The sequence below is a fragment of the Lysinibacillus sp. FSL L8-0312 genome, from assembly GCF_038003285.1.
In the GTDB taxonomy this organism is placed as follows: domain Bacteria; phylum Bacillota; class Bacilli; order Bacillales_A; family Planococcaceae; genus Lysinibacillus; species Lysinibacillus fusiformis_D.
Map to the genome: position 1 here is coordinate 4,528,964 of NZ_JBBOOV010000001.1, position 24,735 is coordinate 4,553,698.

Below are 24,735 nucleotides of genomic sequence, written 5' to 3' on the forward strand. Positions count from 1 at the left end.
ATGAAAAGTTTTCTAGGGTTCCGTAGCTTTTGCTAGTCTGGTCCGAGAGAAAACCACAAATTAATTTTGTGACACGGAAGGATAAAAGCCTGGGAGATACTGTTTAATGACAGTTTCTTCAGGCTTTTTTGTTTGGCTAAAATCATGTTATTTTGCGAAAGCTGAGGAAGGTGCTTTATCAATCAGTTAATCGACCGTGTCTCATAAAATGGAGGGATTTAGGATGAATAAACAATGGATCAGTGTCATTATAGCGGCTTGCTTTGAAGTAGGCTGGGTCATTGGTTTAAAGCATGCAACGAGTGTGCTGGAATGGATTGGGACAGTTATTGCTATTTTTATTAGTTTTTATTTACTCATAAAAGCGGGGGAGCATTTACCTGTTGGTACGGTATACGCTGTCTTTGTTGGATTAGGGACAGCGGGGACTGTTTGTGCGGATAGCTTGTTGTTTGGGGAGCCGTGGAAATTAGCCAAAATAATATGTATTGTTGTTTTACTTGCAGGAGTTGTGGGCTTAAAGCTTGTAACGGGAGAGCCGAAGGAACAAGAGGTGAATGAATAATGGCATGGATGGCATTAGTTATGGCAGGGTTATGTGAGATGATGGGCGTATATATGATTAGTAAATATAATAAAACAAAGACTATAAAAAATTTAGGGCTGCTGATTTTTGCATTTACCTTAAGTTTTGTGGGTCTTGCTTATGCGATGGAAACATTACCAATGGGTACTGCCTATGCTATTTGGACAGGAATTGGAGCAGCTGGGGGAGCACTACTGGGTATGTTATTTTTTAATGAATCAAAGGATTGGAGACGGATGGTTTGCATTGTACTTGTTTTAGGAGCAGCCATTATGTTGAAGCTATTGTCGTAAGAAAAAATGCACTTCCCCTTGTAAAAGTGGAAGTGCATTTTTTATATTATTTTTTTACGTCTTTTGTCCATTCTGCTACTTTATCTGGATTAGCTTCCACCCATTCTTTTGCAACCTCTTTTGGATCTTTGCCATCCATTACTTCAAGCATGACACTTTCTAAATCCTCTGCAGTCCAGTGGAAGTTATCAAGCACCGAGTATACATCTGGTAAATCTTCTTTTAAGCCTTTACGAGCGAATGTATTAATTGTTTCTTCGCCACCATATACACCTTTTGGATCTTCTAAGTATTTAAGATCATATTTCGCAAATTTCCAGTGTGGTGACCAACCAGTTACAATGATTTCTTCTTTATTTTTTAGCGCTTTTGCCAATGAAGTTGTCATGGCACCAGAAGAAGATGTAATAAAGTTCCAATCTGCTAAATTATCATATTCTCCTAAAGCTTTTTCTGTAGCAGCAGTAATACCAGCACCAGGCTCGATACCTGTAATAGTATGATCAGCTTCATTTGTTAAATCTTCAATAGAATTTACATTCATATAACTTGGGACAACTAAGCCAATTTTTGCACCAGCAAGGTTTTCGCCAAGCTCATCTAAATTAGCTTTATATTTCTCATATTGTGAGGCGTGTGTATGTGGTAACCATGCCGCTACCATTCCATCAGCCTCTCCTTTCGAAACAGCCTCCCACATAATCGCATTATCCAAAGGAGTTAATGCTACATCATAGCCTAAATCTTCGAGTACTTGCCCCACGACATTCGTTGAGGCGATTTCTGTATCCCATTCAACATAGGCTAAGTTGACCTCCTTAGAATCACTGTTTTTACCAGAGCTTGACCCTGTGTCGCCTCCACTACATGCAGCAAGCATGAGGCCTAGACCTAGAGCCATTCCTAACTTAGATAGTGTTTTCAGTTTCATCGAATCTCCCTTTCTATTCATCGTTTTGTATCAAACTGCCGACACCCATCGCTTGATGGCTGCAGGCGAGAAAGATTAACTATATTCTATACAGCTTTCTTTTTATTGAAGCTTTGTGTTAAACGGTCAATGATAATCGCAAAAATAACTAAGCCTAAGCCTGCAACGAAGCCATTCCCAACCTGTGTACGCTGTAAGGCTGTTAATACTTCACGTCCTAGACCTGGAGCTCCAATCATAGAGGCGATAACTACCATAGAAAGTGATAGCATAACGGTTTGGTTAATTCCTGCCATAATCGTTGATTTCGCAAGAGGAATTTCTACTTTAAATAGTTTTTGACTAGCCTTACTACCATAAGAGTCTGCGGCTTCTACTAATTCCTTTGGTACCTGACGAATACCTAGGTTTGTCATACGTACAGTTGGGGGTAAAGCAAAAATAACAGAAGCAAAGACACCAGGCACAATCCCGATACCGAAGAAGGCAACTGCTGGGATTAGGTACACAAAGCCAGGCATTGTTTGCATGAAATCGAGTATTGGTTTAATAATGTTTTCAGCTATTGTTGATTTGGACATTAGAATACCAAGTGGAATACCGATGATGATGGATATAATACTTGAAAAGATTACAAGCGTGGTTGTCTCCATAAGGTGAGTCCATAATCCTTGGTTATAGATAAACAGCAAGCCTATTAATGAAAATGCGGCAAGCCCGAATTTTTTACCAGCTACAAAGAAGGCAAATATCACGACAAGTAATATAAGAATAATGGCTGGGATACTAATTAGTAAATCAGTGACCTGATTCATGAGTAGTTTTCCAAATTGTTGAATCGTGTTAAAGAACGCTGAAAAATTACTCGTCAACCAGTCCATAGCTGATTCAACCCACGTAGCTAGTGGAATTGTTGGAATATTATCTAAAAAATTATTCATGTGCTTCGGCCTCCTCATCGCTCGTTGACAGTGCTTGGATGACAACGCCTCTAATCAGAACACCCAGTAAGCGGTCATCTTTGACAACTGCAATAGGAGTAGGTGAATTATAGATCATTCCTAAAATATCCTGTAAAAGCATATCTGGCGGAACAGTTAACACCTCTGATTGCACAATAGAATGGACTGTTTGTTCATGTTTTTTAGCTGCAGCCAGTGCATCATCAGCTGTAATAAAGCCTTTTAAATGTCTATTTTTATCAACAGCCATTAATAAACTGACAGCCTCTTGACGCATACGTTTAAGCGCTACTTTAGGACCGTCAAGGTCTACATTGACATAAACAGGACGCACCATAACGTTTTCTGCTGTTAATACTTTCGAACGGTCCACATCTTCCACGAATGTTTTGACATAGTCATTGGCTGGATTGGTTAATATTTCTTCTCCTGTACCAATCTGAATGATTGAACCATCCTTCATAATGGCGATGCGATCCCCAATACGTAATGCTTCATTTAAATCATGTGTAATGAATAAAATAGTTTTCTTCAATTTTTGTTGTAGATCAAGTAGCTCATCTTGCATTTCTTTACGGATCAATGGATCCAGTGCAGAAAAAGCTTCATCCATTAATAGTATTTCAGGATCGTTGGCAAGGGCACGTGCTAACCCAACACGCTGCTGCATACCACCTGATAATTGACTTGGGTATTGATCTTTGTATGCGAGTAATCCAGCATTTTCGAGAGCCTGTTCCGCTTTTGCTTGGCGTTCTTGCTTTGAAATACCTCGAACTTCAAGGCCATATTCGGTATTTTGAAGTAATGTGCGATGGGGGAATAAACCGAAGTTTTGAAAAACCATACTCATTTTATTTCTTCTGACAGTCCGTAGACTTTCTTTTCCCATAGTAGAAATATTTTCTCCATCGATATATATATTTCCGCTCGTTGGTTCAATAAGGCGGTTTAAGAGCCGTATAAGTGTTGATTTACCACTTCCTGACAGTCCCATGATCACGAAGATTTCTCCTTCGTTGACCGTAAAGCTTGCATCGTATACACCAACAGTCGCACCTGTTTCTTTTAAGATATCAGTTTTACTTTTTTGCTGTTTAACGAGTTCTAGTGCTTGGGGAATATGTTTACCAAACACTTTTGATACGTGTTCTATTTTAATTTTTTCCATAGAAGCACTCCTTTCGTAGATTATTACTATGTGAGGATAATGATACCCAAAAATAAACAAGTAACAACCTTACTGTAACAAAGAGTTGTTACTTTTGTCAAATCGACTAATAAGAAAAAAACCGTTTAAACGCTGTTATATCAGCGTTTAAACGGTTTTTAATTTGGATATAAAAAGCTTTGAACTCTGGCGAAGCTTTCATCATTTCCGACAAAATAAATAATGTCACCTTCCTCAAATGAGACATAAGGACCAGGGGATAGTAATAATTCATTGCCACGTCGGATACCGACAATGGTGCTTGATGTATTTTGCCAAAAATTTAAGGTTTGTACAGTTTGATGAATGCATGGACTATCAGCTGTCATTTCTAATTGATAAGGAATGAATGGATTGACCGAACGGTAATGCTCAGTGCGGCTAATGAGCTGCTTTGCCTTGTCTTGTAAATTAATTAATTCATGATGCTGCTTTTGAATACTCGTCAATAGTTCATTTTGTATTTCGTGAATGGATTGAACATCATGAAACTGTCTGACGAATTGTGCTGCTTTTTCATACGATTTAATAATTACGCCGCTACCTTTAGAAGCCTCAACAATTTCTAAGTCTTGTAACACGGCAATGGCTCTTCTCGCAGTCTCTGCTGAAACATTGTATTGACTTGCAAGAGAGGATCTTGCGTATATTTTATCGCCAATGCGGTATTTTCTTTCTACGATCTTAGAGGCAAGGTCGATGGCTATTTGTTGATATTTTGGCTGCTTTACTTGAACATTTTTTTCTAAGTTCATTTTAAACTTCCTTTCGTCATTACAGTACCACAGCTTATTATAGACTAGCCTGCACAGAAAAAATAGCACCTCCATAAGCTAGTGGTATATGATGAAAAAGTAATGCTAAAATTTTGGTATCTATCATTTATATTAAAAGAATAATAGCTGTTGTTTGACACTTTTTAGTTATTATTATAAACTAAGTTACGTTATGTAAGTGATGTAAAAATACATGTGCTCAGTTGGCGAATTCAGCCAACTGTTTCTATAGAAGGTTGGAGATTAATATGACAATTACGACTAAAGTTATGGACTTAGTGAAGGATAAAATGACAATCGTGAAGCATACAAATACAGAAAATATTTGTCTAGTTGGCCCAGTAAATTTGCCTGTAAAACAAGGCGATTTTTCTGCATCATTTCAATGGTATAACTGGCTAACAGTTGATGCAAATTTAACGAAAGAGGAAATTATTGATGGTTTAGCAAATGCCAATTTAGCATTTTTGCAACAATCATCTGTGCTGGTGTATGGTGATTTTACCCATTCCGAGGATGCTTTAATCCGAATGCATAGTATTTGTCACACTGGTGACATCTTTGGCAGTCAGCGCTGTGATTGTGGCTACCAGTTGCATGAATCCATGAAAATGATCGCAGAGCACGGCTGTGGCGCTATATTTTATTTAGCCGATCATGAAGGTCGTGGCATAGGGTTATTCTCTAAATCTCTTGCTTATTTATTACAAGAGGAAGGGCTAGATACAGTAGAAGCAAATCATGCACTCGGCTTCCCAGATGATACTCGTTCATATGACGAGGCACTTGCGGTATTAGCTACTCTACGCACAAAACCTGTCACACTTATTACAAATAATCCGAAGAAATTGGCTGCTTTACAGGCTCGCGGTATGGCTGCCGAAGGGCATGTTCCATTATGGGGCGGTTTGACAGAGACAAATCGTTTTTATTTAGAAACAAAAGTTGAAAAATCTGGACATATGCGCGAAAAACAATAGGTGGAGGTTGTGATGATGGCAAATGTTGATGAAAAGTATATGCAATTAGCACTCGATTTAGCAGCGAGTGCCAAAGGAAATACGAACCCTAATCCACTTGTTGGGGCTGTGATCGTGAAGAATGGCGTAATTGTAGGCACGGGCTTACACAGAAAAGCAGGTGAACCACATGCTGAAGTGCATGCTTTTCGTATGGCTGGAGAGCATGCACAAGATGCTACATTATATGTAACGTTAGAGCCTTGTTCGCATTATGGGAAGACACCACCTTGTGCGAAGCTAGTGAAGGAATCTGGTGTAAGTCGAGTTGTGGTAGCCATGCAAGATCCAAACCCAGCTGTAGCAGGGCAAGGCATTCAATTGCTACGGGATGCGGGAATAGTAGTTGAGGTGGGAGTTTTGGAGCAACAAGCTCGCCGTGTTAATGAACGTTTCATCCACAATATGCTGACACAACGCCCATTTGTTATTTCCAAATTTGCTATGACTTTAGATGGGAAAATTGCCACACATACAGGGCATTCTAAATGGGTAACTGGCGAGGCTGCACGTGAGGATGTTCACTATATTCGCCATGAAGTAGATGGAATTTTAGTCGGTGTGGGTACAGTCATTGCTGACAATCCTACTTTAACAACAAGATTAAAAGAAGGATACGGAAAAAATCCAACACGTATTATTATGGATAGTTCTCTACGCACACCCGATTATGCAAATGTGTTAAATACGGAGGAAGCACATACGATTCTTGTATGTAGTGAGGACGTAAGCCAAGAAAAAATGAAGCGATTTACAGACAAAGGTGTGACGGTTTTACCAGTACGTAAAAATGAATATGGACTTCAGCTTGATGATATGCTTGAAAAGCTTTATACACATGGCATTACGGATATTTTGCTCGAAGGAGGAAGTAAAATAAATGCTTCTTTTTTACAGCAAGAAGCGATCGACAAATATGTGGTGTATATAGCGCCTAAAGTTCTCGGTGGGAATCTATCATTAACACCGTTTGCTGGTTATAGTCCTTCTCAAATGAATGAGGCATGGAATGTTGAATGGACTTCATTTGATAAGGTAGGCGAGGATTTGCGTATTATTGCTTATCCAAAGCAAGGTGAAGAAAAGTGAACTATCAAGCAGATGTTTGTATAGTAGGGGCAGGACCAGCTGGCGCACTGTTAGCCTACTTACTAGCCAAAAAAGGGCTAACAGTGATCCTACTTGAGCAAAACGCAGCACTTGGTCAGTCATTTCGAGGCGAGCACTTAAATGAAGAGGGCGAGGCTGTTTTAAAAAATCATCATCTTTTTGAGGCAGTTGAGTCACACGGTATATTACGAATGGAGAAGCTGGAGTATTACGCAGATGGTAACGCCTTTAAAACGATTTTTCCTGATGAAGCAGTAGGTCATTTAGGCATACATGTCCCACAAGCTCATTTATTAAAGGGAATTTTACAAAATACACGGCCGTTTCCCAACTTTACATGCTTGCTACATACAAAGGTAACAAAGCTCATCGTAGACACTTCTGGTCATTATAGAGGAGTTATAGCAATAAAAAATGGAAACACTATTAAAATTGATAGCCAATTAATTATTGGTGCAGATGGTCGCTATTCTACCATTCGTAAGGAAGCACATATTGATGTTCAGAAACAGAAACATGGCTTTGATTTACTATGGGCTAAAATTCCTGCACCCCAAAATTGGGAACCTTCGATAAAAATGGCACTAATCGATGATAAGCAGCTGTCATTGTTTACGCAAGTTGGTGGTTATATTCAAATAGGCTGGAATATCGAACAGGGTAGTTTCCCTCAGCTGCGCAAACAAGCTTTTACTCCTTTTATCCAGCAGCTTACAACACAATTTCCACTATTAGCTAATACAGTACAAGAGCATATTCAATCTTGGAAAGATTTTGTGTTATTAGATGTTTTTAGTAGTCACTGTGACTGTTGGGGTACCCAGGGCATTGTATTGTTAGGTGATGCTGTCCATACGATGACACCAACTGGGGCATTTGGATTAAATAGTGCTCTAAAGGATGCCGATTGTTTGGCATCTTTGCTAAATAAAGACACGTTAGCACAATTTAATGTACAAGATTTTCAACAAATGCGTAAGCAAGCCATTGAGGAAGTATTAGCAAAACAAATTGAAAAAGAGCAAACATTTGCTTCTAACTTTATAAATAAGGCTTCTTGAAAGGGCGAACAACTAGATGAAATTTGGCTTTGATATAGATGACACTTTAATTGATTTACGAGCACACGCTTTTTTACTCTATAATAAAAAACTAGGTAAAAATGTTTCCTTTAAAACCTTTCAAGCCTTACAACGTGTAGAAATACATGAGCCTTTTGGTTTAACAGACGAAGAAGGTTATGCAATGTGGAATAGTACAATGGAGGAGATTTATTTTACGGACTGTCCTTCTTTTGAGGGGGCAATAAAAACGCTCCAAGCTCTAGCGGCGCAAGGGCATGATATTTACTATATTACATCTCGTCCCAAACAATACTGTGCACAAACAAGAGCATGGATGGAGGCGCAAGGTTTTCCAATAACGGACGGTCATTTTTTCTGTGGAATGCAGGATGCAGAAAAAGTCAATATTATAAAAGAGCTTGCGTTAGATGTTTATGTAGATGATAAACCAACAGTGCTGGAAACACTTCATGATGTGACAACAAAGGTGATCTTAAAAAATCAATCCTATAACCAGCATGTGAATCTTCCACGTTTATATGATTGGCAAGAGTTTCAAGTGCTGATACAAAAATAAAAGATTGGTACAACGATTATGCGTTCGTTGTACCAATCTTTATTTTTTTAAAATCGATTCAACTTAAAGGTTGATAAATCCTGTTTACTTTTGCCATCTACAATTAATTCCGCTAGTACTTCCCCTACAGCGCTACTAAATTTAAAGCCATGGCCCGAAAAACCTGCAGCAATAATAATATTTTGATGTTTAGGCAAAAAGTCAATTATAAAATCTTCATCAGGAGTCATCGAATACTTGCATGTTTTGCCGTATTTTATTGCACCATGCTTGGGCATAAACTGATGAATGAAATTTTGTAAATCAACAAGATCTGCATCATCAAATGGGCGCAAAGGAGTATTTGGATTGATCACTTCGCCACCATCATGTCGCCCAAGTTTTAATCCTGCTCCATCAATACTAGGAAAGCCGTAGTAGGTTGAATCTGCAAATTCAAAGCAATAGGCTGGGAAATTTTCATCACGATAAAGCTCCTCATCTGCCTCAAACCATGCAAACGTTTTACGTGTTGGGGTAACTGGGATGGTTACGCCCATCGTTTGTAGTAACTCGGTTGCCCATGCACCAGCCGTCACTATTAAGTGCTTTGCTTTGTAAAGGTTATGTACAGTTTGCACCTGTACAATTTCTCCAGCTTGAATAGCAAGTACTTTTTCATTCGTCTGTAAGCTTGCACCAGCCTCTAACGCCAATTTTTGATATGCTCGAATACATGCTTCTACCCGAAGGACGCCTGCTGTCGGCTCAAAGCAAGCCACTAAATCTTCTGGCAAGAATAGCCCTGGCCATTTGTTCATCGCTTCCGCTGCTGAATAATGTTCGAGTGCTAAATCATAGAGTGCTGAGCTTGCCTTGACATTCTGAATAAAGTCACAGGTTGGTTCTCCAATATTGACTACGCCAGTTTGTAAAAATAAGTTCTCATTGGCTAAAGACTCTAGCTCTTGCCAAAGCTCACCAGCTCTTTTTACAAAAGGTACATAGCTAGCCCCTTCACCATAAGCAAAGCGAATGATTCTTGTATCTCCATGATGACTACCTTCTTCATGCGGGGGAGTAAAGGCATCTAGCATAAGAACTTTGTTACCTTTCTTTGCTAAATAATAACCAGCCGCCATCCCCATGGAGCCAGCACCAACTATTATGACATCATATACCATTCTGAATCCCTACTTTTTTGCTCTAGTATAACAGATTAGCAGGGAAGGAAACAGAAATTTTAGAAAATAAATAGGCACAACACCTGCAATCCAAATGGACTAGAGGTGCTATGCATTGTAGATACTTGCTATTTTGAGCTTGGTAGAATTTTATTAAGGAAAATCGCTACTAGCGCAGCGGTTGCGATAGGCGATCCAAATAAATATTGAACGGTTGTAGGTAGTGAATAAAGGAAATCATCAGGCAATAATGTCAGAGCTAACGTTAAAATGACAGGAATCGCAATGACATACATTTCCTTTTCGCCAATATGTTCATTTTTCATCACCTGTAATCCGCTGATGGCAATAATGCCACAGACGATGACAAATACACCACCAATGACTGCTGAAGGAATGGCTGAAATAAGTGCCGCTAATTTACCAGAGAAGCCGAAGATGATAAACCAAATACCTGCTGCTATAAATACTCGACGGCTCGCAATCCCTGTAATTGAGATAACACCTGCATTTGTAGAGTAACCCGTCACAGGTGTAGAGCCTAGTAATGAAGCAATAAAACAGCCAATGCCTTCACCAATAACGCCTCGATTAATTTGTTGATCTGTTAATGGTTTGTCGATGACATTGCTAATGGCAAACCATGTTCCTGTTGTTTCCGCCATTAAGACAATATAAATAATGACCATTGTGATAATGGCTGAAATATTAAAGCTAAAGCCGAAATCTGCAAATGGAATTTGCGGCATACTAAACCATTTTGCTTGTGATACAGGAGATAAATCTAAAACACCCATCCTATTTGCCGCAATACTGCCGCCGATTAAGGCAATGATGACAGATGCAATACGGAATAGACGCCCTTTTTGGTGGAAGACTGTCCCTAACATGACACAAATGATTAATACAATGGCTGAAATCAAAGCTAAATAGATGTTCTGATTAATGGATGCACCTGCTCCATTAAAAATATTATCACTTAAACCGACAGGCATTAAGGAAAGACCGACAACAAAGATAATCGTACCGCCAACAATCGGTGGAATAAATGTTTGAACAATTTTATTGAAAATGCCTGTATAGCCTAAAATAATGACGCAAATAGCACCGATTAAGCTGGCACCTAGCACAGTGCTCCAGCCTAAATCACCACTGCCACTTGCCGCATAGATTCCAACAATAGCCCCTAGTGGAACATAGGAAGGGCCTTGTGCCATCGGTAATTTCATACAAAAATGGGTTTGTACAATAGTCGCAATTCCTGCCGCAATAAAGGTGGATTGAATTAATGCACCTGCCTGCCCTGTTTGTAGACCAATGAGCATGGCAATTAAAAATGGCACAACGTAAACATCCATGGCCATGACATGCTGTAAACCTAGTAGAGCTGATTGGCTGAACGAGATTTTTTCATCTGGTAATACGGTTAATTGTGTTTTTCTTGTTTCGTTTGTTCGTTTACTATGTTGCGTTTTCACGAAGTTGTACACCTCAAAATGATAGATTTTTAATGAATAAGAGAATGACTAGTCTCTCGCATGAACTTTACTTCCTTGCACCCATACCTCACGGATATTTTCTGGGCGTACAAGATACATTATTTTTTGGAATATATCGAGTAAATCTTCCTTTTGATCAAAAATTGGAAGCTTAGCAGTAGGGATTTTTGTATCTATAATTTGTACATCCCATGTATAGTTTTCTTGTAAACGCCCAATTGGAAGGCTTAAGCTTTTACCACCACCAGCAGTGGCTAGATAGAAGGCTTCATTAATGGTAATACGTGAATTTGGCACACCTCGTTTTTCAGCTGCAAGGGTTGTATCGACACCATCCTCTAACATTCTTGATGACATAACAGCTTGTCTTGCATTATCAAAAAGACTTGGAGAAAATCCCCCTGAAACATCTGAGCCTAATCCAATATCAATGCCCATTGCATGGAAGCGGGCGATTGGAATCACACTGTTAGCAAAATAGGCATTAGAGATTGGACAATGACCAATGGCAGTGCCTGTTTCAGCAAATAATTGAGCATCATCATCACTTAAAAAGTTACAATGAGCCATAACCGATTTATCACCTAATAAACCAAAATCATGTAAGGCTACTGCATCATTCTTATTAAATCTCTCTCTGACATAACCATGCTCCCAGTCACTTTCGCTACAGTGAGATTGAATATGAGTATCGTATTTCGCTGCTAAATCACCTAAGCCTATTAAGGCATCATCTGTACAACTTGGAATAAAGCGAGGTGTGACCACGGGGTAAACACCTTGTTTAGTTGTTTTCGCTAATTCTTTTACCGCTAAAATAAACTCTTCTGTATCAGCTAATGCGGTTTGTGTGTTTGCATCTCGATAAAAATCGGGATTTTGCTCAGGATCATCCATGACCACTTTTCCGACAAGGCCACGTTGGCCCTTTTCAGCACAGATTTTAGCTAACAGTATGCTAGCTTCTTTATGAACTGTCGCAAAATATAAGGATGTTGTTGTGCCATTGGCAAGCAGCGTGCTCACTAAATCCTCGTAAACCTCTTGTGCAAACGTTAAATCCGAAAATTTTGATTCGATTGGGAACGTATAAGTGTTTAGCCAGTCATAAAGTGGAATGTCTAAGGCTGTACCCGATTGTGCCCATTGTGGTGCATGAACGTGCAAGTCAACAAATCCTGGTAAGAAATATTGACCTTCAGCTAATGGATGGAAATTAGGTTGATGTTGATATGTAGTTAATAGTTGTTGGTAATCAGTACGTTCTGGACCGACTGCTTTATCAATCATGCCATCAGCATTTATGAAAAACAAATAATCTTTTAAAATTTGAACTTCAGTAGCAGATTTACTAGTAAAAGCTGTCCCTTTGAAAATATACGTATATTCAGTCATAAAAACCACCTTAATGTTCGTTTATTGATAATAACACGGATTATTATAGGCTATATAAACTATGAAGTCTATAAAAAACGAATATTAATGAGTTTGTGAAAGAAAAAAAGAAGCTGTCCAACTACATTTTTACAGCTTTGACAAGCATTGATGGATGAGAAGAAGGCACATGTTTTAGCGTGCCTTCTTTTTATAGAATGGATTCATTGATGATATGAAGAAAGTTATGAAAGGAGGGGGAATGGTGCTGTTCATTTTTTCGTGTACAAAGATAGATAGGACGTTGAATATCAATATCCTTAATAAAAACACGGGCAACCTGTTGCTGCTGGATAAAGCTAGAAGCTGCTATGGACGGAGCTAGCATTGTTCCGAAACCTGCTGCAATAGCATGGATCGATTCATTAATTCCATCTAGTTGCAGTCCTACTTTCGGTGGGGGAATTTTATGCACTTTACATAAAGCATTTAAATATTCTTTTGTGGAACTCCCGTCTTCCCTTGTCACAAAGGGCTGTTCCATAAGTTCTGCGAGGGAAACCGTTTGACCTGCTAATGGATGACTGTATGGCACGATAAACCAATAATCTAAATTCATCAGAAATTGATAATTAATATCAGGATGATGGCCATCTTCTTTAACGATAAAGGCTAAGTCAGCTTTATAATGCAATAATTCCTCAATGACTTGCTGTGAATTAGCCGTTTTTAAATGGAGATTTGTTGCTGGATAAATTTGTTTAAAATGAGCCAACCATTTGGGCAGTAAAAAATGGGAAGGCACATGCGTCGAGGCAATTTGTAATTCCTCATTGCCTGTATATTTCAGTTGTTCAATTTTATATTCAATATCGATTTCTAAATCAAATAATCGCTGTGCCTGTTTATATAAAAACGTGCCATTTGGTGTTAATGCAATGCCTCTCCCTTTGGATTCTATCAGGGTCAAACCTAGCTCTTTTTCTAAATTTCGTATTTGAATGGTGACAGCAGGCTGACTAATCATAAGCGTTTGTGCCGCTTTGGAAACACTATTGTGCTCAGCCACCTTTGTAAATAGCCGTAAAGCGTGTAAATTCATATGCAAGCACCTTTCATTAATTTTTTTTATGATTTTATATACATTATATATTAGATTTATTAATTTACGCTCTGTATCCTTATAATTACAGTAGGAAAAAGGGGAGGGGGATAAAAATGACTCGACAGCATATGGGGGTTGTCTTTGGAGGAATTTTATTACTAGTTGTCGCAATGGGAATTAGTCGATTTGCATTTACACCGATTTTGCCATTTATGCGTCATGATGTAGGATTTTCGTTAGAGGTGGCTGGATTTTTGGCTTCAAGCAATTATATTGGCTATTTCATTGGCGCATTATGGGCAGGATTTATTCATCGTCGACGTAAAAATATTTTATTGGCAAGTGTCGTTTTCAATGTTCTATCGGTGGGATTAATGGGCTTGCTAGAGGTGTATTCTGTATGGCTAGTTCTCCGTTTAATCGCAGGCATTACAGGTGGGCTTATTTTTGTTTTAACGTCTAGCATTATGATGGATTATTTGGCGAGACATTCATTATCGCGATGGTCTGGCTATGTATTTAGTGGCATTGGTTTGGGAATTGCTATTTCTGGCTTATGTGTTCCTACAATAGAAGCGAAATTTGCTTGGGAGGGAACATGGCTAGGTTTAGGTATGCTATCAGCTATCTTTTTACTCATTACCTTTATTCTGTGGAGAAATTTAGAGGTTCAAGACAGCATAAAAGTGATGAAAACGCTCGATACCAAAATGACAAGAGGCTTTATGCCATGGCTGATTCTATCCTATGGCTTAGAGGGATTAGGCTATATTATTACAGGTACTTTTTTGGTTGATATTATTCATAATATCCCTTCTCTCCAAGCTTACTCCTCTTACAGCTGGGTTATTGTGGGACTTGCAGCTATTCCATCAGCACCTGTTTGGACGGTCTTATTGGAGAAGTTTTCAGCGATAAAAATTTTGTTTGTGGCATACATACTTCAAGTGATTGGCATCCTATTACCCGTATTTTCACAAACTGTATGGAGCGTATTGTTAGCATCATTTTTATTTGGTCTGACCTTTGTAGGAATTGTCACGTTAACTACTTCCTATGCACGACAGCTTTTCCCGACACAGAGCGGTTTTGTTGTATCTTTATTAACAACCTTTTATGCTTTTGGACAAATTATCGGACCGATCGTCGCAGGAAAGCTGGTTGAAGTTTATAGTAGCTATAAAGCAGCACTTGTATTTGCTGGTGTCATCGTGTTTCTTGCATTGCTCGTTATGGTAATTGGTAGATGGCTAACTGTAAAAAAAGAAGCTGCTGCAGAACATACAATTTCTATATAGCGCATAAAAGCCAGAAATCCTATTTGGATTTCTGGCTTTATCATTTACTTAAAGAAGCCGTGCCTCTATCTACATGATATTAAAAAATATAATAAAAGTCTATATATTTTTTTCTTTATATGGAAAAATAGATAAGTGCACAAAGGACGTAACGTTACGATTCTACATTGAAATGGGGACTTTATATGAACACAGAACAAGCTATTCAACGTTGGAATCAATATGCAGAGCGGTATACAGCTACCTACGATGAGCAGGGTGACAATCATCGTGTAGTACTGTTAAATCCCACCATCTTTTCTTTACTGGAAGGGCTAGATGGAAAGCATGTATTAGATGCAGGATGTGGAGAAGGATATTTAAGTAGGTTACTAGCGAAGAAAGGGGCAAGCGTAACGGCTGTTGATTTTTCACAAAAAATGCTGGATATTGCTATGGAAAGAACACAACAGCAGGAAGCTATTCAATTTTTACACGGGAACTGTGAAAATTTAGCGTTTCTAGCAGATGAGCAATTTGATGGTATTGTGTCAAATATGGTTCTTCAAGATTTAGAGGACTACAAGGCTGCATTGCATGAAATGTATCGTCTTTTGAAACCTAATAGCATTTTTATTTTTTCAATTCTGCATCCATGTTTTGTGACACCAAATAGTGGATGGATAAGACATGAGCAGCTAGATCAACAGTATTGGAAAATCCAGCGTTATTTTTATGAAGGGGTTTACCAACAACTAGATGCTGACCCCTCAATTGTGCTGTATCACCGTACATTAACAAGCTATGTGCAAGCCATTATTCAAAGTGGCTTTACCATTGAAGCTATTGTAGAGCCAAAGCCATCACAAGACATGCTAGAGAAGTATCCTCAATTTGAGGAAGATTTGCATTGTGCAGATTTTATCGTCTTTAAACTTAGAAAATAAAGGAGAGTGAATCCATGCGTTTATTTCATGTCAGTGAGAACCCTACTATTACGATGTTTCATCCTCGACTACCTGAGCGAGCAGATTTAGATGCAACCAAAGGGCTTGTATGGGCCATCAATGAGAGATGCTTGCCAAATTATTTAACGCCGAGAGATTGTCCTCGTGTTTGCTTTCATGCAGGGGTACAAACAACAGAGCAAGATAGAGGGCATTATTTAGCACAAGCTTCTCATGTAGTGGTCATTGAAAACAAATGGTTTGAAGTATTGAAGAATACGAGACTTTACCTATATGAGTTTGATAGTAATGGATTCACATTACTGGATGATAATGCAGGTTATTATACAAGTGAATTAATACAAATGCCCATTAATGTCTCTGAGGTTAACGATATAGCTAAAGCATTATTGGAACGGAGTGTTGAATTGCGAATAGTGGATCGCTTGTGGGATATCCATGACGAAATCCAGTATACAAGCTTAAATTGGTCGATGTGCAGGATGCGCTTTGCACAGCCAAGACACTAAAGAACAAGCCTCGTCATGCTGCTAGTGCATGGACGAGGCTTGTTTGTCTATTAATTAGATAAAGGTATACAGCTAATTACGAGAAGCAGGGTGATATTCATTGAACCCTACCATCTATTCTTTGGTGGAAGAGCCAGATGGAAAGCATGTATTAGATGCAGGATGTGGAGAAAGATATTTAAAGTACTACTCTAACAAATTTTCAATCTCGTCTTCCAGTACGATCAAAATGAGGTAGTTTTAAAGGGTTTAGGTATATCGTTCATAGTGGTGTTCACTACTGAATGAAAAAGGAAAAGATACTTTTGCAGAATGGTTGATTGAAGTGGAATCAGTACCACTCCTAGGGGATTTAACGTCACAGACGAGACACTAGAGCGAACGCAGTAAGTGAAGCGGCTCAACGGACGCCCCCTGGAAAGGATGCTGGCGGAATGGACATTAGCCCCTCGCCTTGCTAAAAGGTCTTTTTCTGCTAGTAACATGATCCTTTTTCAACAACATTCCCTTTATAACTAGACAGCATGATAACGGCCAACAGGAACAATTAAAGGTGTTTTAGAAACAGGGTCTTCAATAACCATGCTATCTAAGTCAAATGTATCTTTAATTAACTCACTTGTCACAATATCTTTTGGCGAACCTTCTGCAAGTAAACGACCATTTTTTAATGCGAATAAGTAGTCCGCATAACGGGCAGAAAGATTAATGTCATGTAATACCATGACAATGGTTGTACCATATTTTTTATTTAAATCTGTTAGTAAATCTAAAATTTCAACTTGATATGTAATATCTAAAAATGTTGTTGGCTCATCTAAAAATAAAATATCAGTTTGTTGCGCTAATGCCATAGCAATCCACACACGTTGACGCTGACCACCTGAAAGTTCATCGATATTGCGGTCAGCAAACTCTGTAATGTTCATCATTTCAAGAGCTTCTGCAACTGCCTCATAATCTTGTTTGGACCAACCTTTAAATAATGTTTGATGAGGAAATCGACCACGGCCAACTAAATCAGCAACTGTAATTCCTTCAGGAACGATAGGGGACTGAGGTAAAAGTCCTAACACACGAGCTAATTGTTTTGGTGGCATTTGATGAATGGATTTGCCATCTAGCATGGCATGACCACCGGTTGGCTTAATCAGTCGTGCCATTGTTTTTAATAATGTAGATTTTCCGCAACCATTCGCACCAATAATAATGCTAATTTTATTACTTGGAATAGCAATGCTGACATTTTCTAAAATCGTCTTTTGCTCGTAACCAGATGTTATATGTTCAGCCTGAAGCGTATGTGTTGGTTTCATCATATATCTCCCTTTCGATTGATTCGAATTAACAAGTAAATTAAGTAAGGTGCACCAATGATTCCTGTAATAACACCTACTGGATATCTAGCTGTAAATGCGAATTGACCAATTAAATCAGCAGCCAATACTAAAATAACACCAATTAGACCAGCTGGAAGTATATTTGAAAACCCGACACCAACTAATTTTTTGGCAATTGGTCCAGCAAGGAATGCAACAAAGGCAATCGGTCCTGTAGTTGCTGTAGCAAGTGCAATGATTAATACAGAACAAAGCATTAAAATGATTCTTGTTTTGTTTGTGTCTACACCTAGAGAGGTGGATGTTTGTTCACCAAGCTCAAGCATTTCTAAATGCTTCCCGAAAAATAACAGTACAGGTGTAAATACAATGACGATCATCATTAATGGATAGAGTGACTCCATTTTCGCACCATTTAAGCTCCCACTCAACCATCTCATGGCACTTGGAATATCATGTGTATTGCCAATTAGCATTAAATAAGAGATGAATGCATTTAGCATTGCTTGAATACCAATCCCGATTAATATTAATTTGCCAATTGAAAAAGAAGAGCCTCTTGATAAAGCATAAATAATTAGGACAGTAGCTAAACCGCCAATAATTGAGGCGATGGATACAACGATATTACTTGCTTGCAGGACAATAATACAAAATACAGCAGCAGCACTTGAACCAGCTGTAATACCAATAACATTTGGATTTGCTAAAGGATTGCGCAACATAGTTTGGAAAATATAACCTCCAACACCAAATGCAAAGCCAGCAAATGTACCAGCTAACATGCGTGGTAATCGAATTGTGCCTACAGCGAAAGAGGCACCTTGTACATGTTGGCCAAGGAGAACACGGATAACATCTTCAACAGGATAAATCGTGTTACCAAGCATTAGCATTGTGCAACACAGTATTATGGAAATAACAGTCAGTACAGAAGTTATTATGACAAAGCGTCTTTTTCTTCGTTGTCTGCCTTTCATTATGGATATCAATGTTTCATTCATCATAACGCACGCATTTTCGCTTTCATCGTAATTAAAATCAAGATAGGGGCACCAATAAAGGCTGTTAAAATACCCACCTCTAGCTCACCAGGACTGCCGAGAAGTCGACCACAAACATCTGAAAACGTTAAAATAATTGCTCCTGTTAAAGCAGACATAGGAAGGATAAAGCGTATATCAGGTCCTATAATAAGGCGGACAACATGAGTTGCTAATAAACCGATAAAACCAATAGGTCCTGCTAGAGCGGTAGCAGCCCCACATAAAAGAACGCCACCTAGTGCTGCAAACATACGTAGTGTACCAGTACGAACACCTAAACCAGTTGCCACTTCATCCCCGAGTGCTAAAGCATTTAGTGCTGGAGCAGTGAAGAGGGCAATCAATAGGCCTACAACTAAAAATGGAATAAATAGCTGAATAGCGTCCCAGCTTCCAGCTCCTACACTACCAACTTGCCAAAATCGAAATTGATCCATTACATTTGTACGCGGAATCATAATCGCAACGACTAATGAAGATAAAATGGCACTTGTAGCAGCCCCTGCAAGTACAAGCTTTAATGGTGTAGCACCACTTGCACCCATAGAGCCTATTCCAAATACAAAAATAGCAGTGATAATGGCACCCGCTATTGCTAACCATATATATTGATTGGCTGAACTAATGTTTAAAAAGGCGATACCACAAACGACAAAAAGTGATGCCCCTGTGTTTACCCCCAAAATACTTGGATCTGCAATTGGATTACGTGTAACGGCTTGCATTAGTGCCCCAGAAACGCCTAATGCCGCACCACACAGTAAACTAAAAATTGTTCGGACGATTCGTTTTCGAACAACAACGGCTTCATGTGACTGAACATCAGGATGGAACAAGCCATCCATTAGTCCAGTCCAGCCAATTGTACGAGAACCGAATAGTAGCGAAGCAATTACACATAACGCAAGAAAAATGATAAGAAAAAGCAAAACTTTAGCGAAATTTTTAGGGATAAATAACTGCTTCTGTTCGGTAGCTTGTATCTTATTCATATTATTTTATATTTTTTGCTACGTCTGAGATTAATGATAAATAGTCATCAATTGTATAGGCAATTGATAGTGGGCTAGGGGTACCAGCAGCTGCAAGTGGCGTATTATCACCAATAACAACAACATTCCCATTTTGAATAGCAGGTACTTTCCCTAAAATTGGGTCAGCTTGTAATGCTGGTAAAGTTGTTTCATCTCCGTAAGCAATAAAGATTTCTACATCAGCTAAAGCATCTGCATTTTCAGCGCTTAATTCAATATAGAAGCTGCTATCATCCGAAATTTGTTTTGTAACGCTTTCAGGATATTCCATACCTAATTCCATTAAGAATTCACCGCGTGGATCTGCAGGTGTATAAACATAGAATTTTGATAAATCTGTTGGAGTAAACATAGCGAATGCAGCTTTTTTACCTTTAATAGCAGCATGTTCATTCACTTTATCTTGGATCAATTTTTCAGTGTCTTTGATTAATTGTTGACCTTGTGCTTCCATACCCATACCTTGAGCGTTTAATGTAACTTGGTCACGCCAAGAAGTTACCCAAGGAGTTTCTTTATAGGCTACAACAGGTGCGATTTGACTTAATGTCTCATACTCTTCTTGCGTAATACCAGAGTATGCAGCAAGAATGACATCTGGGTTAGAGTCAGCAATGGCTTCGAAGTCTAAACCGTCAGTATCTTGATAAATATTCGGATTTTCTTCACCAAGCTCTTTTAATTTTTCAGCAGTCCAAGGAAGCATACCACTACCATCTTGTACACCATAGTTAGCTGCAGAGAAACCAACTGGCACTACACCAAGTGATAGTGCAACGTCATGGTTAGACCAAGCAATTGTTGCTACACGCTCAGGCTTTTTATCAATAACAGTTTCACCAAAAGCGTGTTTAATTGTAATCGGATATTGCTGTTCATCAGTAGTTTCTGATGTATTGTCTTTTGTTTGTTCTTCTTTTTTAGCAGTGTCTTTATTAGATGAATCAGAACATGCTGCTAAAGCTAAAACCATTAATGATAAAAGCATTACTATGAACATAGAATTTTTAATTTTTGACATTTTTTTTACCTCACTTTATTTTAAAAAATGATAATGATAATCCTTATCATTCAGAGAAAAATATTACGCTAATTTCAGTAAAAGTCAACAAATATTTTTGCATTTTTGATGTTTTTTTGCTTTATCACAATTATACGATATTCGGTATAAAAACTGAGCTAGAAAAAAGCGGAAATGCCCCGCACTTCTTGGTTGAGAATTCTTAAACTATTATCCTTAATTACACATCCCTAAATTGGTATATGTAACGAATTTTTCCTAGAAGAGACGTTTAGAAAGCAAGCCCCGTCCTACACTTATTGCATGGACGAGGCTTCCTTGTCTATTAGACTGTAGATGTTTGTTCGATTGGTGTGGAAGAAATATGAACTAATTGTTTGTCTTGATAAGTGAAGATGTAATCATAATTAGTTGCCTCATTGAGCATTGTTGGTAAATAATGTTTTAAATCTGCAATGCCAACATTTTCAGGGTGGAAAATCCAAGTAAGGTCCTTCCAATCAAGAATACCCTCTGCAACTTTTATAGGTGTTATATATGTAAAAGATTCAGGTAGTTCTGCTATAAAAGCATACATACAGCCATAGTTAACAACACCATCTGTCCATGTGATTTTTCCTTTATAAGTAATTTCTTCAACCGTAATACCTGTTTCTTCTTTAATTTCTCGTATAGCACCTGCTAATGGCGTTTCGTCCTGTTCAATTTTACCACCTACACCATTCCAGGCTCCCATCCATGCTGGGTAATTTCTATTCAATAAAAGAATTTGTTCACCCTTCTTTAGAAAACAAATTGTAAATTCAGCCAAAATTGTTTCTCCTTTTCTATTTAGTCGTTACTAAAAATATTGTATCAAAGAAATCATTCTATCACGTCAAAATTGCATCCTGTATGCGTGTTATAGTTAATAAAGATAGTTGAAGGAGTGAGAATCGCTGTGATATTAATAAGTGCTTGTTTAGCAGGGTTAAGTGTTCGTTATAATGGCACCAACAGTTTAGATGAAAAAATACAAAGGCTTATGTTAGAAAATAAAGCGATTACTGTTTGCCCAGAGCTGATGGGCGGTTTTTCAACCCCTCGGGAGCCTGCTGAAATTGTGGGAGGCAATGGAGGGGATGTACTTGATGGCAAAGCAACCGTTATTGAAAGGACTGGGCGTGATGTCACAGAGCTGTATTTAAAAGGAGCCTATGCGACTTTACAAAAAGCACTTGAAGTAGACGCCTCTCTGGTCGTTTTAAAGGAGTATAGTCCATCTTGTGGTAGTGCAATGATTTATAATGGGGCGTTCAATGGTACTAAATTATTGGGTGAAGGGGTAACTACAGCATTACTACGAAGGTATGGGATTGAGGTTCTATTAGAAGAGCAATTTTTATGAAAGGTCGGTTTTAACGAGAGAGTAACCTTTGTCAGTTAGAAACGTCTGAACTGGTGGGAGGTGGCTTATATGCCATTAACATTCGCACATCCAGCCGCAATTTTACCTTTTTCAAGACGAAGTAAGTACATCCATTTTTCAGCACTTGTACTAGGAAGTATGGCACCTGATTTTGAGTATTTTTTTAGAGGTAGACCAATAGGTGAGATAGGTCATAGCTTAACGGGATTTTTCATTTTTAATTTACCTCTTATTATTGTGATTTACATCATTTATTGTAAGTATGTTCGGCAGCATGTAGTTCATCATTTACCAGTATGTTTACAGGATACAGCTAACCAAACAACTTCCAGGAGTAAACGACTCAATGTCATTGTCTTTGGTTATTCAGCGTTTTTGGGTATGCTCACACATGTCATTTGGGATTCCTTTACACATAAAAATGGATTTATGGTTTCGCATCTATCTATTTTATCAGAAACAATGCCCATTTTCGGTTTTCAATTCCCCCTTTATAAATACTTACAGCATGGCAGTACTTTAGTAGGCATTACGTTGATTATCGGTTATGTCTATGTTAGAGCAGCCCATCAATCAACGAATTCATTGCTCACTATTCATCCTAAACAAAAATTATTTTTCTGGATACAGGTACTTGGATTAGCAATCTTCTATGTATGTTGCTGGTCTATTATAGATGGGGTATCAGTTAGCAATTATGGTGTATGGGTGGTCCGTATGATTGATTCATTTTTCTGTAGCTTGCTAACCATTTGTTTATTGAAAACATATTGGCAAAAATAAATAATAACGAGCATGACAGGACTTCCTTTAAGTGGGAGTCCTTTTGTTCGTTACCTCCTTTTCAGTTTGGATAAAAAGAAAAATACATAGATAACGAAGCTAGCATAAACTAGTATCCAGATGAACTGCCAATAGAACTTACTAGGGATGGATTTTATTTGATCGCCAACAGTCATTATTTCTAAAGAAAGATGGAGTGGTGGTAGAACCAAAATAAGACCTTTCATTTGCGGGATTGAATCTTTTAACGTTGCGACTACCAAGGTTAATAATAAGACGCTAATGACTCCCCACCAAGTGTTTTGTTTATTTTTGACAAGCTCTCTTGTAAAGATAGCAGAGAGAGCAATCCCCAAAATCGCTAAGCTAACATGAGAGAGAAATCCAAGAAATAGGTGTGTAAAGCTTGGTTCCTCGGCAAAAGCATGGATAGCTGTGGGATAAATAACAGAAACCATACTTAAGCTAAAAGCAATCAAAATGGCAATTATAAACAGGCTGAAATGATAAGATGTCGCACCATTTGCATGTAATATCGTTATCATTTTTTGCCCTTCATCCTCTGAATGAAATAGTGTGACGGTAAACCAGCCCATCAGGAAAAAGAGGATTATAGAGGTAAATGAAAAGCTATCTAATATAGGGTTTGGGACGAATGTGTAGTTAACAACAAGACATAAAATAAAAATAGAAAAAGGTGGAATATACTGATAGGTTCTCAAATAATTTTGTAACTGATATCGGCCTAAACTAATCATGTTGTATGAACTTCTCCTTATCATTGATCGGTATGAGTTGTTTAATAGAAGCGTTTTTATCAAGTAGCTGTTGTAAAAGATGGTCAGTACGCTGTGCTTGGATATGGACAATCACTTCATAAAAACCATTCGCTAATGGTGATTGCTGCTGTATTTCCGTTACATGTAATAGATCTTTTATGTATGTAATATTCGAAATTTCAAAAATTAATTGATTGTAGGTTGTAGGAGTAACAGATAAATCCGTTTGCATCACTTCTTTATGGTGAATCATTAGAATCGTATCAACGACATGCTCCAGTAGCTTTGTTTCGTGACAGGATAAGATAATCGTCATCCCTTGTTGTTTGAGCGTCTTCAGTGTTTCTTCCAAATCATTCTGTGTTTGCAAATCCAGCCCTGATAAAGGTTCATCTAATATTAACAAGTCCGTTTCGTTGAGCATAGCCTGCATAATCATTATTTTTTGTTTCATACCTTTAGAAAAATGGGTCATTCTAGTATCCTGTACATCTTCCAGATGAAATAGTATTAATAAATCATTTATTCTCGATAAAAGTTTTTGTTTAGCCATCCCACGGATTCGCCCCATATGCTGAAGATATTCCTTGGGGGTAAATAGAATAGTGGAAGGGGCAACCTCTGGTACATAGCCAATGTTTAAAGCTTGTTTAGAAGACATAAAGGAACCATTGTCTGGCGTAATAAGCCCAGCAATCATTTTTAAGAGCGTGCTTTTGCCAGATCCGTTTTTTCCAACAATAGCAATTATTTGATTGTCGTAGATGGTAAAGGAGACATTTTCTAAAATGGAAGTACCTCTGTATTGCTTAGTGATGTTTCGTGCGTCGAGCAATATGTTCATCAATCTGCACCTACTTATACTGAAATTCATTCATTTCATTGTAAATGATTTGTAGTA

26 protein-coding genes and 1 riboswitch are annotated in these 24,735 nt (G+C 38.2%); of the genes, 11 read left to right on the top strand and 15 right to left on the bottom strand.

Annotation, left to right across the window (positions count from 1 at the left end; all coding sequences use genetic code 11):
- Position 1: 1 nt before the first annotated feature.
- Positions 2-98: riboswitch (guanidine-I (ykkC/yxkD leader) on the top strand.
- 125 nt (positions 99-223) lie between these two features.
- Together MHI22_RS22565 and MHI22_RS22570 are read left to right on the top strand one after the other, a co-directional pair.
- The gene (locus MHI22_RS22565; RefSeq protein ID WP_036127755.1) at positions 224-565 is read left to right on the top strand and encodes a DMT family transporter; all 342 of its coding nucleotides are present in this window, start codon (positions 224-226) and stop codon (positions 563-565) included.
- Positions 565-879, top strand: coding sequence for a DMT family transporter (locus tag MHI22_RS22570; protein ID WP_340810118.1), 315 nt, complete (start codon positions 565-567; stop codon positions 877-879). Before MHI22_RS22565 ends, MHI22_RS22570 begins: the two co-directional genes overlap by 1 nt.
- 46 nt (positions 880-925) lie before the next feature.
- Here the strand turns inward: MHI22_RS22570 and MHI22_RS22575 are convergent, their stop codons facing one another.
- From MHI22_RS22575 to MHI22_RS22590, 4 genes are all read right to left on the bottom strand, one after another.
- Complete coding sequence (locus tag MHI22_RS22575) at positions 926-1,810, bottom strand: glycine betaine ABC transporter substrate-binding protein (protein ID WP_340810119.1); 885 nt, start codon at positions 1,808-1,810, stop codon at positions 926-928.
- 86 nt (positions 1,811-1,896) lie between these two features.
- The gene (locus MHI22_RS22580; protein ID WP_141903573.1) at positions 1,897-2,751 is read right to left on the bottom strand and encodes an ABC transporter permease; all 855 of its coding nucleotides are present in this window, start codon (positions 2,749-2,751) and stop codon (positions 1,897-1,899) included.
- Positions 2,744-3,943 (bottom strand): quaternary amine ABC transporter ATP-binding protein, encoded by a 1,200-nt coding sequence (locus MHI22_RS22585; protein WP_036127743.1) that lies wholly within the window; start codon positions 3,941-3,943, stop codon positions 2,744-2,746. Before MHI22_RS22585 ends, MHI22_RS22580 begins: the two co-directional genes overlap by 8 nt.
- 158 nt (positions 3,944-4,101) lie before the next feature.
- Positions 4,102-4,737: a TrkA C-terminal domain-containing protein gene (locus MHI22_RS22590; RefSeq protein WP_036127739.1), complete on the bottom strand. Its 636-nt coding sequence runs from the start codon at positions 4,735-4,737 to the stop codon at positions 4,102-4,104.
- 269 nt (positions 4,738-5,006) lie between these two features.
- Between MHI22_RS22590 and MHI22_RS22595 the strand changes: the two genes are divergently transcribed.
- The 4 genes from MHI22_RS22595 to MHI22_RS22610 are packed head-to-tail and all read left to right on the top strand — an operon-like array spanning position 5,007 to position 8,528.
- The gene (locus MHI22_RS22595; protein WP_089932088.1) at positions 5,007-5,738 is read left to right on the top strand and encodes a GTP cyclohydrolase II; all 732 of its coding nucleotides are present in this window, start codon (positions 5,007-5,009) and stop codon (positions 5,736-5,738) included.
- Between the two features lie 15 nt (positions 5,739-5,753).
- Complete coding sequence (ribD, locus tag MHI22_RS22600) at positions 5,754-6,866, top strand: bifunctional diaminohydroxyphosphoribosylaminopyrimidine deaminase/5-amino-6-(5-phosphoribosylamino)uracil reductase RibD (protein WP_271913547.1); 1,113 nt, start codon at positions 5,754-5,756, stop codon at positions 6,864-6,866.
- Positions 6,863-7,948, top strand: a complete 1,086-nt coding sequence (locus tag MHI22_RS22605) for an FAD-dependent oxidoreductase (protein WP_271912618.1) — start codon at positions 6,863-6,865, stop codon at positions 7,946-7,948. The genes ribD and MHI22_RS22605 overlap by 4 nt, the downstream gene beginning before the upstream one ends.
- Positions 7,949-7,964: 16 nt before the next feature.
- A complete protein-coding gene (locus MHI22_RS22610; protein WP_271912620.1) occupies positions 7,965-8,528 on the top strand; it encodes a 5' nucleotidase, NT5C type in 564 nt (187 codons plus the stop codon).
- A 47-nt stretch (positions 8,529-8,575) separates the two neighbouring features.
- Here the strand turns inward: MHI22_RS22610 and solA are convergent, their stop codons facing one another.
- The 4 genes from solA to MHI22_RS22630 form a co-directional block, all read right to left on the bottom strand.
- Positions 8,576-9,691 carry an N-methyl-L-tryptophan oxidase gene (gene solA / locus MHI22_RS22615; RefSeq protein ID WP_036127723.1) on the bottom strand — a complete coding sequence of 372 codons (1,116 nt, stop codon included), beginning with the start codon at positions 9,689-9,691 and terminating at the stop codon, positions 8,576-8,578.
- 128 nt (positions 9,692-9,819) lie between these two features.
- The gene (locus tag MHI22_RS22620; RefSeq protein WP_036127721.1) at positions 9,820-11,169 is read right to left on the bottom strand and encodes a uracil-xanthine permease family protein; all 1,350 of its coding nucleotides are present in this window, start codon (positions 11,167-11,169) and stop codon (positions 9,820-9,822) included.
- A gap of 48 nt (positions 11,170-11,217) precedes the next feature.
- Positions 11,218-12,585, bottom strand: a complete 1,368-nt coding sequence (gene guaD, locus MHI22_RS22625; protein WP_271912622.1) for a guanine deaminase — start codon at positions 12,583-12,585, stop codon at positions 11,218-11,220.
- Between the two features lie 190 nt (positions 12,586-12,775).
- Positions 12,776-13,666, bottom strand: a complete 891-nt coding sequence (locus MHI22_RS22630; protein ID WP_271912623.1) for a LysR family transcriptional regulator — start codon at positions 13,664-13,666, stop codon at positions 12,776-12,778.
- Positions 13,667-13,782: 116 nt separating this feature from the next.
- On the opposite strand from MHI22_RS22630, the gene MHI22_RS22635 reads away from it, so the two are divergent.
- The 3 genes from MHI22_RS22635 (at position 13,783) to MHI22_RS22645 (ending at position 16,423) form a co-directional block, all read left to right on the top strand.
- Positions 13,783-14,967, top strand: a complete 1,185-nt coding sequence (locus tag MHI22_RS22635) for a YbfB/YjiJ family MFS transporter (RefSeq protein ID WP_036127709.1) — start codon at positions 13,783-13,785, stop codon at positions 14,965-14,967.
- A gap of 185 nt (positions 14,968-15,152) precedes the next feature.
- On the top strand, positions 15,153-15,893 hold the full coding sequence (locus MHI22_RS22640; protein WP_036127705.1) for a class I SAM-dependent methyltransferase: 741 nt from the start codon (positions 15,153-15,155) through the stop codon (positions 15,891-15,893).
- 14 nt (positions 15,894-15,907) lie between these two features.
- Positions 15,908-16,423 (top strand): DUF6886 family protein, encoded by a 516-nt coding sequence (locus tag MHI22_RS22645; RefSeq protein ID WP_036127702.1) that lies wholly within the window; start codon positions 15,908-15,910, stop codon positions 16,421-16,423.
- Between the two features lie 515 nt (positions 16,424-16,938).
- Here MHI22_RS22645 and MHI22_RS22650 read toward each other — a convergent pair.
- From MHI22_RS22650 to MHI22_RS22670, 5 genes are all read right to left on the bottom strand, one after another.
- Positions 16,939-17,739 (bottom strand): ABC transporter ATP-binding protein, encoded by an 801-nt coding sequence (locus MHI22_RS22650; protein ID WP_036127699.1) that lies wholly within the window; start codon positions 17,737-17,739, stop codon positions 16,939-16,941.
- On the bottom strand, positions 17,739-18,770 hold the full coding sequence (locus MHI22_RS22655) for a FecCD family ABC transporter permease (protein ID WP_058843291.1): 1,032 nt from the start codon (positions 18,768-18,770) through the stop codon (positions 17,739-17,741). The genes MHI22_RS22650 and MHI22_RS22655 overlap by 1 nt, the downstream gene beginning before the upstream one ends.
- Positions 18,767-19,801 (bottom strand): FecCD family ABC transporter permease, encoded by a 1,035-nt coding sequence (locus MHI22_RS22660; protein WP_340812669.1) that lies wholly within the window; start codon positions 19,799-19,801, stop codon positions 18,767-18,769. The genes MHI22_RS22655 and MHI22_RS22660 overlap by 4 nt, the downstream gene beginning before the upstream one ends.
- A gap of 1 nt (position 19,802) precedes the next feature.
- A complete protein-coding gene (locus tag MHI22_RS22665; RefSeq protein ID WP_340810127.1) occupies positions 19,803-20,864 on the bottom strand; it encodes an iron-siderophore ABC transporter substrate-binding protein in 1,062 nt (353 codons plus the stop codon).
- A 325-nt stretch (positions 20,865-21,189) separates the two neighbouring features.
- A complete protein-coding gene (locus MHI22_RS22670; protein WP_036127689.1) occupies positions 21,190-21,675 on the bottom strand; it encodes an NUDIX hydrolase in 486 nt (161 codons plus the stop codon).
- Between the two features lie 129 nt (positions 21,676-21,804).
- On the opposite strand from MHI22_RS22670, the gene MHI22_RS22675 reads away from it, so the two are divergent.
- Together MHI22_RS22675 and MHI22_RS22680 are read left to right on the top strand one after the other, a co-directional pair.
- Positions 21,805-22,251 carry a DUF523 domain-containing protein gene (locus MHI22_RS22675; RefSeq protein WP_036127686.1) on the top strand — a complete coding sequence of 149 codons (447 nt, stop codon included), beginning with the start codon at positions 21,805-21,807 and terminating at the stop codon, positions 22,249-22,251.
- Between the two features lie 69 nt (positions 22,252-22,320).
- Complete coding sequence (locus tag MHI22_RS22680) at positions 22,321-23,055, top strand: DUF4184 family protein (protein WP_036127684.1); 735 nt, start codon at positions 22,321-22,323, stop codon at positions 23,053-23,055.
- 50 nt (positions 23,056-23,105) lie between these two features.
- Here the strand turns inward: MHI22_RS22680 and MHI22_RS22685 are convergent, their stop codons facing one another.
- Together MHI22_RS22685 and MHI22_RS22690 are read right to left on the bottom strand one after the other, a co-directional pair.
- Entirely contained in the window at positions 23,106-23,813 is a 708-nt protein-coding gene (locus tag MHI22_RS22685) for a hypothetical protein (RefSeq protein ID WP_036127682.1), read from the bottom strand.
- The gene (locus MHI22_RS22690) at positions 23,806-24,678 is read right to left on the bottom strand and encodes an ABC transporter ATP-binding protein (RefSeq protein WP_036127678.1); all 873 of its coding nucleotides are present in this window, start codon (positions 24,676-24,678) and stop codon (positions 23,806-23,808) included. The genes MHI22_RS22685 and MHI22_RS22690 overlap by 8 nt, the downstream gene beginning before the upstream one ends.
- Positions 24,679-24,735 lie beyond the last annotated feature (57 nt).

Excerpts from the sequence above, each read along its gene's own strand:
- MHI22_RS22590 (WP_036127739.1), bottom strand. The coding sequence starts at position 4,737 with ATGAACTTAGAAAAAAATGTTCAAGTAAAGCAGCCAAAATATCAACAA.
- MHI22_RS22585 (WP_036127743.1), bottom strand. The coding sequence starts at position 3,943 with ATGGAAAAAATTAAAATAGAACACGTATCAAAAGTGTTTGGTAAACAT.
- MHI22_RS22690 (WP_036127678.1), bottom strand. The coding sequence starts at position 24,678 with ATGAACATATTGCTCGACGCACGAAACATCACTAAGCAATACAGAGGT.
- MHI22_RS22655 (WP_058843291.1), bottom strand. The coding sequence starts at position 18,770 with ATGATGAATGAAACATTGATATCCATAATGAAAGGCAGACAACGAAGA.
- MHI22_RS22645 (WP_036127702.1), top strand. The coding sequence starts at position 15,908 with ATGCGTTTATTTCATGTCAGTGAGAACCCTACTATTACGATGTTTCAT.
- MHI22_RS22635 (WP_036127709.1), top strand. The coding sequence starts at position 13,783 with ATGACTCGACAGCATATGGGGGTTGTCTTTGGAGGAATTTTATTACTA.
- MHI22_RS22580 (WP_141903573.1), bottom strand. The coding sequence starts at position 2,751 with ATGAATAATTTTTTAGATAATATTCCAACAATTCCACTAGCTACGTGG.
- MHI22_RS22630 (WP_271912623.1), bottom strand. The coding sequence starts at position 13,666 with ATGAATTTACACGCTTTACGGCTATTTACAAAGGTGGCTGAGCACAAT.
- ribD (WP_271913547.1), top strand. The coding sequence starts at position 5,754 with ATGGCAAATGTTGATGAAAAGTATATGCAATTAGCACTCGATTTAGCA.
- guaD (WP_271912622.1), bottom strand. The coding sequence starts at position 12,585 with ATGACTGAATATACGTATATTTTCAAAGGGACAGCTTTTACTAGTAAA.
- MHI22_RS22680 (WP_036127684.1), top strand. The coding sequence starts at position 22,321 with ATGCCATTAACATTCGCACATCCAGCCGCAATTTTACCTTTTTCAAGA.
- MHI22_RS22660 (WP_340812669.1), bottom strand. The coding sequence starts at position 19,801 with ATGAATAAGATACAAGCTACCGAACAGAAGCAGTTATTTATCCCTAAA.
- MHI22_RS22665 (WP_340810127.1), bottom strand. The coding sequence starts at position 20,864 with ATGTCAAAAATTAAAAATTCTATGTTCATAGTAATGCTTTTATCATTA.
- MHI22_RS22650 (WP_036127699.1), bottom strand. The coding sequence starts at position 17,739 with ATGAAACCAACACATACGCTTCAGGCTGAACATATAACATCTGGTTAC.
- MHI22_RS22595 (WP_089932088.1), top strand. The coding sequence starts at position 5,007 with ATGACAATTACGACTAAAGTTATGGACTTAGTGAAGGATAAAATGACA.
- solA (WP_036127723.1), bottom strand. The coding sequence starts at position 9,691 with ATGGTATATGATGTCATAATAGTTGGTGCTGGCTCCATGGGGATGGCG.
- MHI22_RS22685 (WP_036127682.1), bottom strand. The coding sequence starts at position 23,813 with ATGATTAGTTTAGGCCGATATCAGTTACAAAATTATTTGAGAACCTAT.
- MHI22_RS22640 (WP_036127705.1), top strand. The coding sequence starts at position 15,153 with ATGAACACAGAACAAGCTATTCAACGTTGGAATCAATATGCAGAGCGG.
- MHI22_RS22610 (WP_271912620.1), top strand. The coding sequence starts at position 7,965 with ATGAAATTTGGCTTTGATATAGATGACACTTTAATTGATTTACGAGCA.
- MHI22_RS22565 (WP_036127755.1), top strand. The coding sequence starts at position 224 with ATGAATAAACAATGGATCAGTGTCATTATAGCGGCTTGCTTTGAAGTA.
- MHI22_RS22575 (WP_340810119.1), bottom strand. The coding sequence starts at position 1,810 with ATGAAACTGAAAACACTATCTAAGTTAGGAATGGCTCTAGGTCTAGGC.
- MHI22_RS22570 (WP_340810118.1), top strand. The coding sequence starts at position 565 with ATGGCATGGATGGCATTAGTTATGGCAGGGTTATGTGAGATGATGGGC.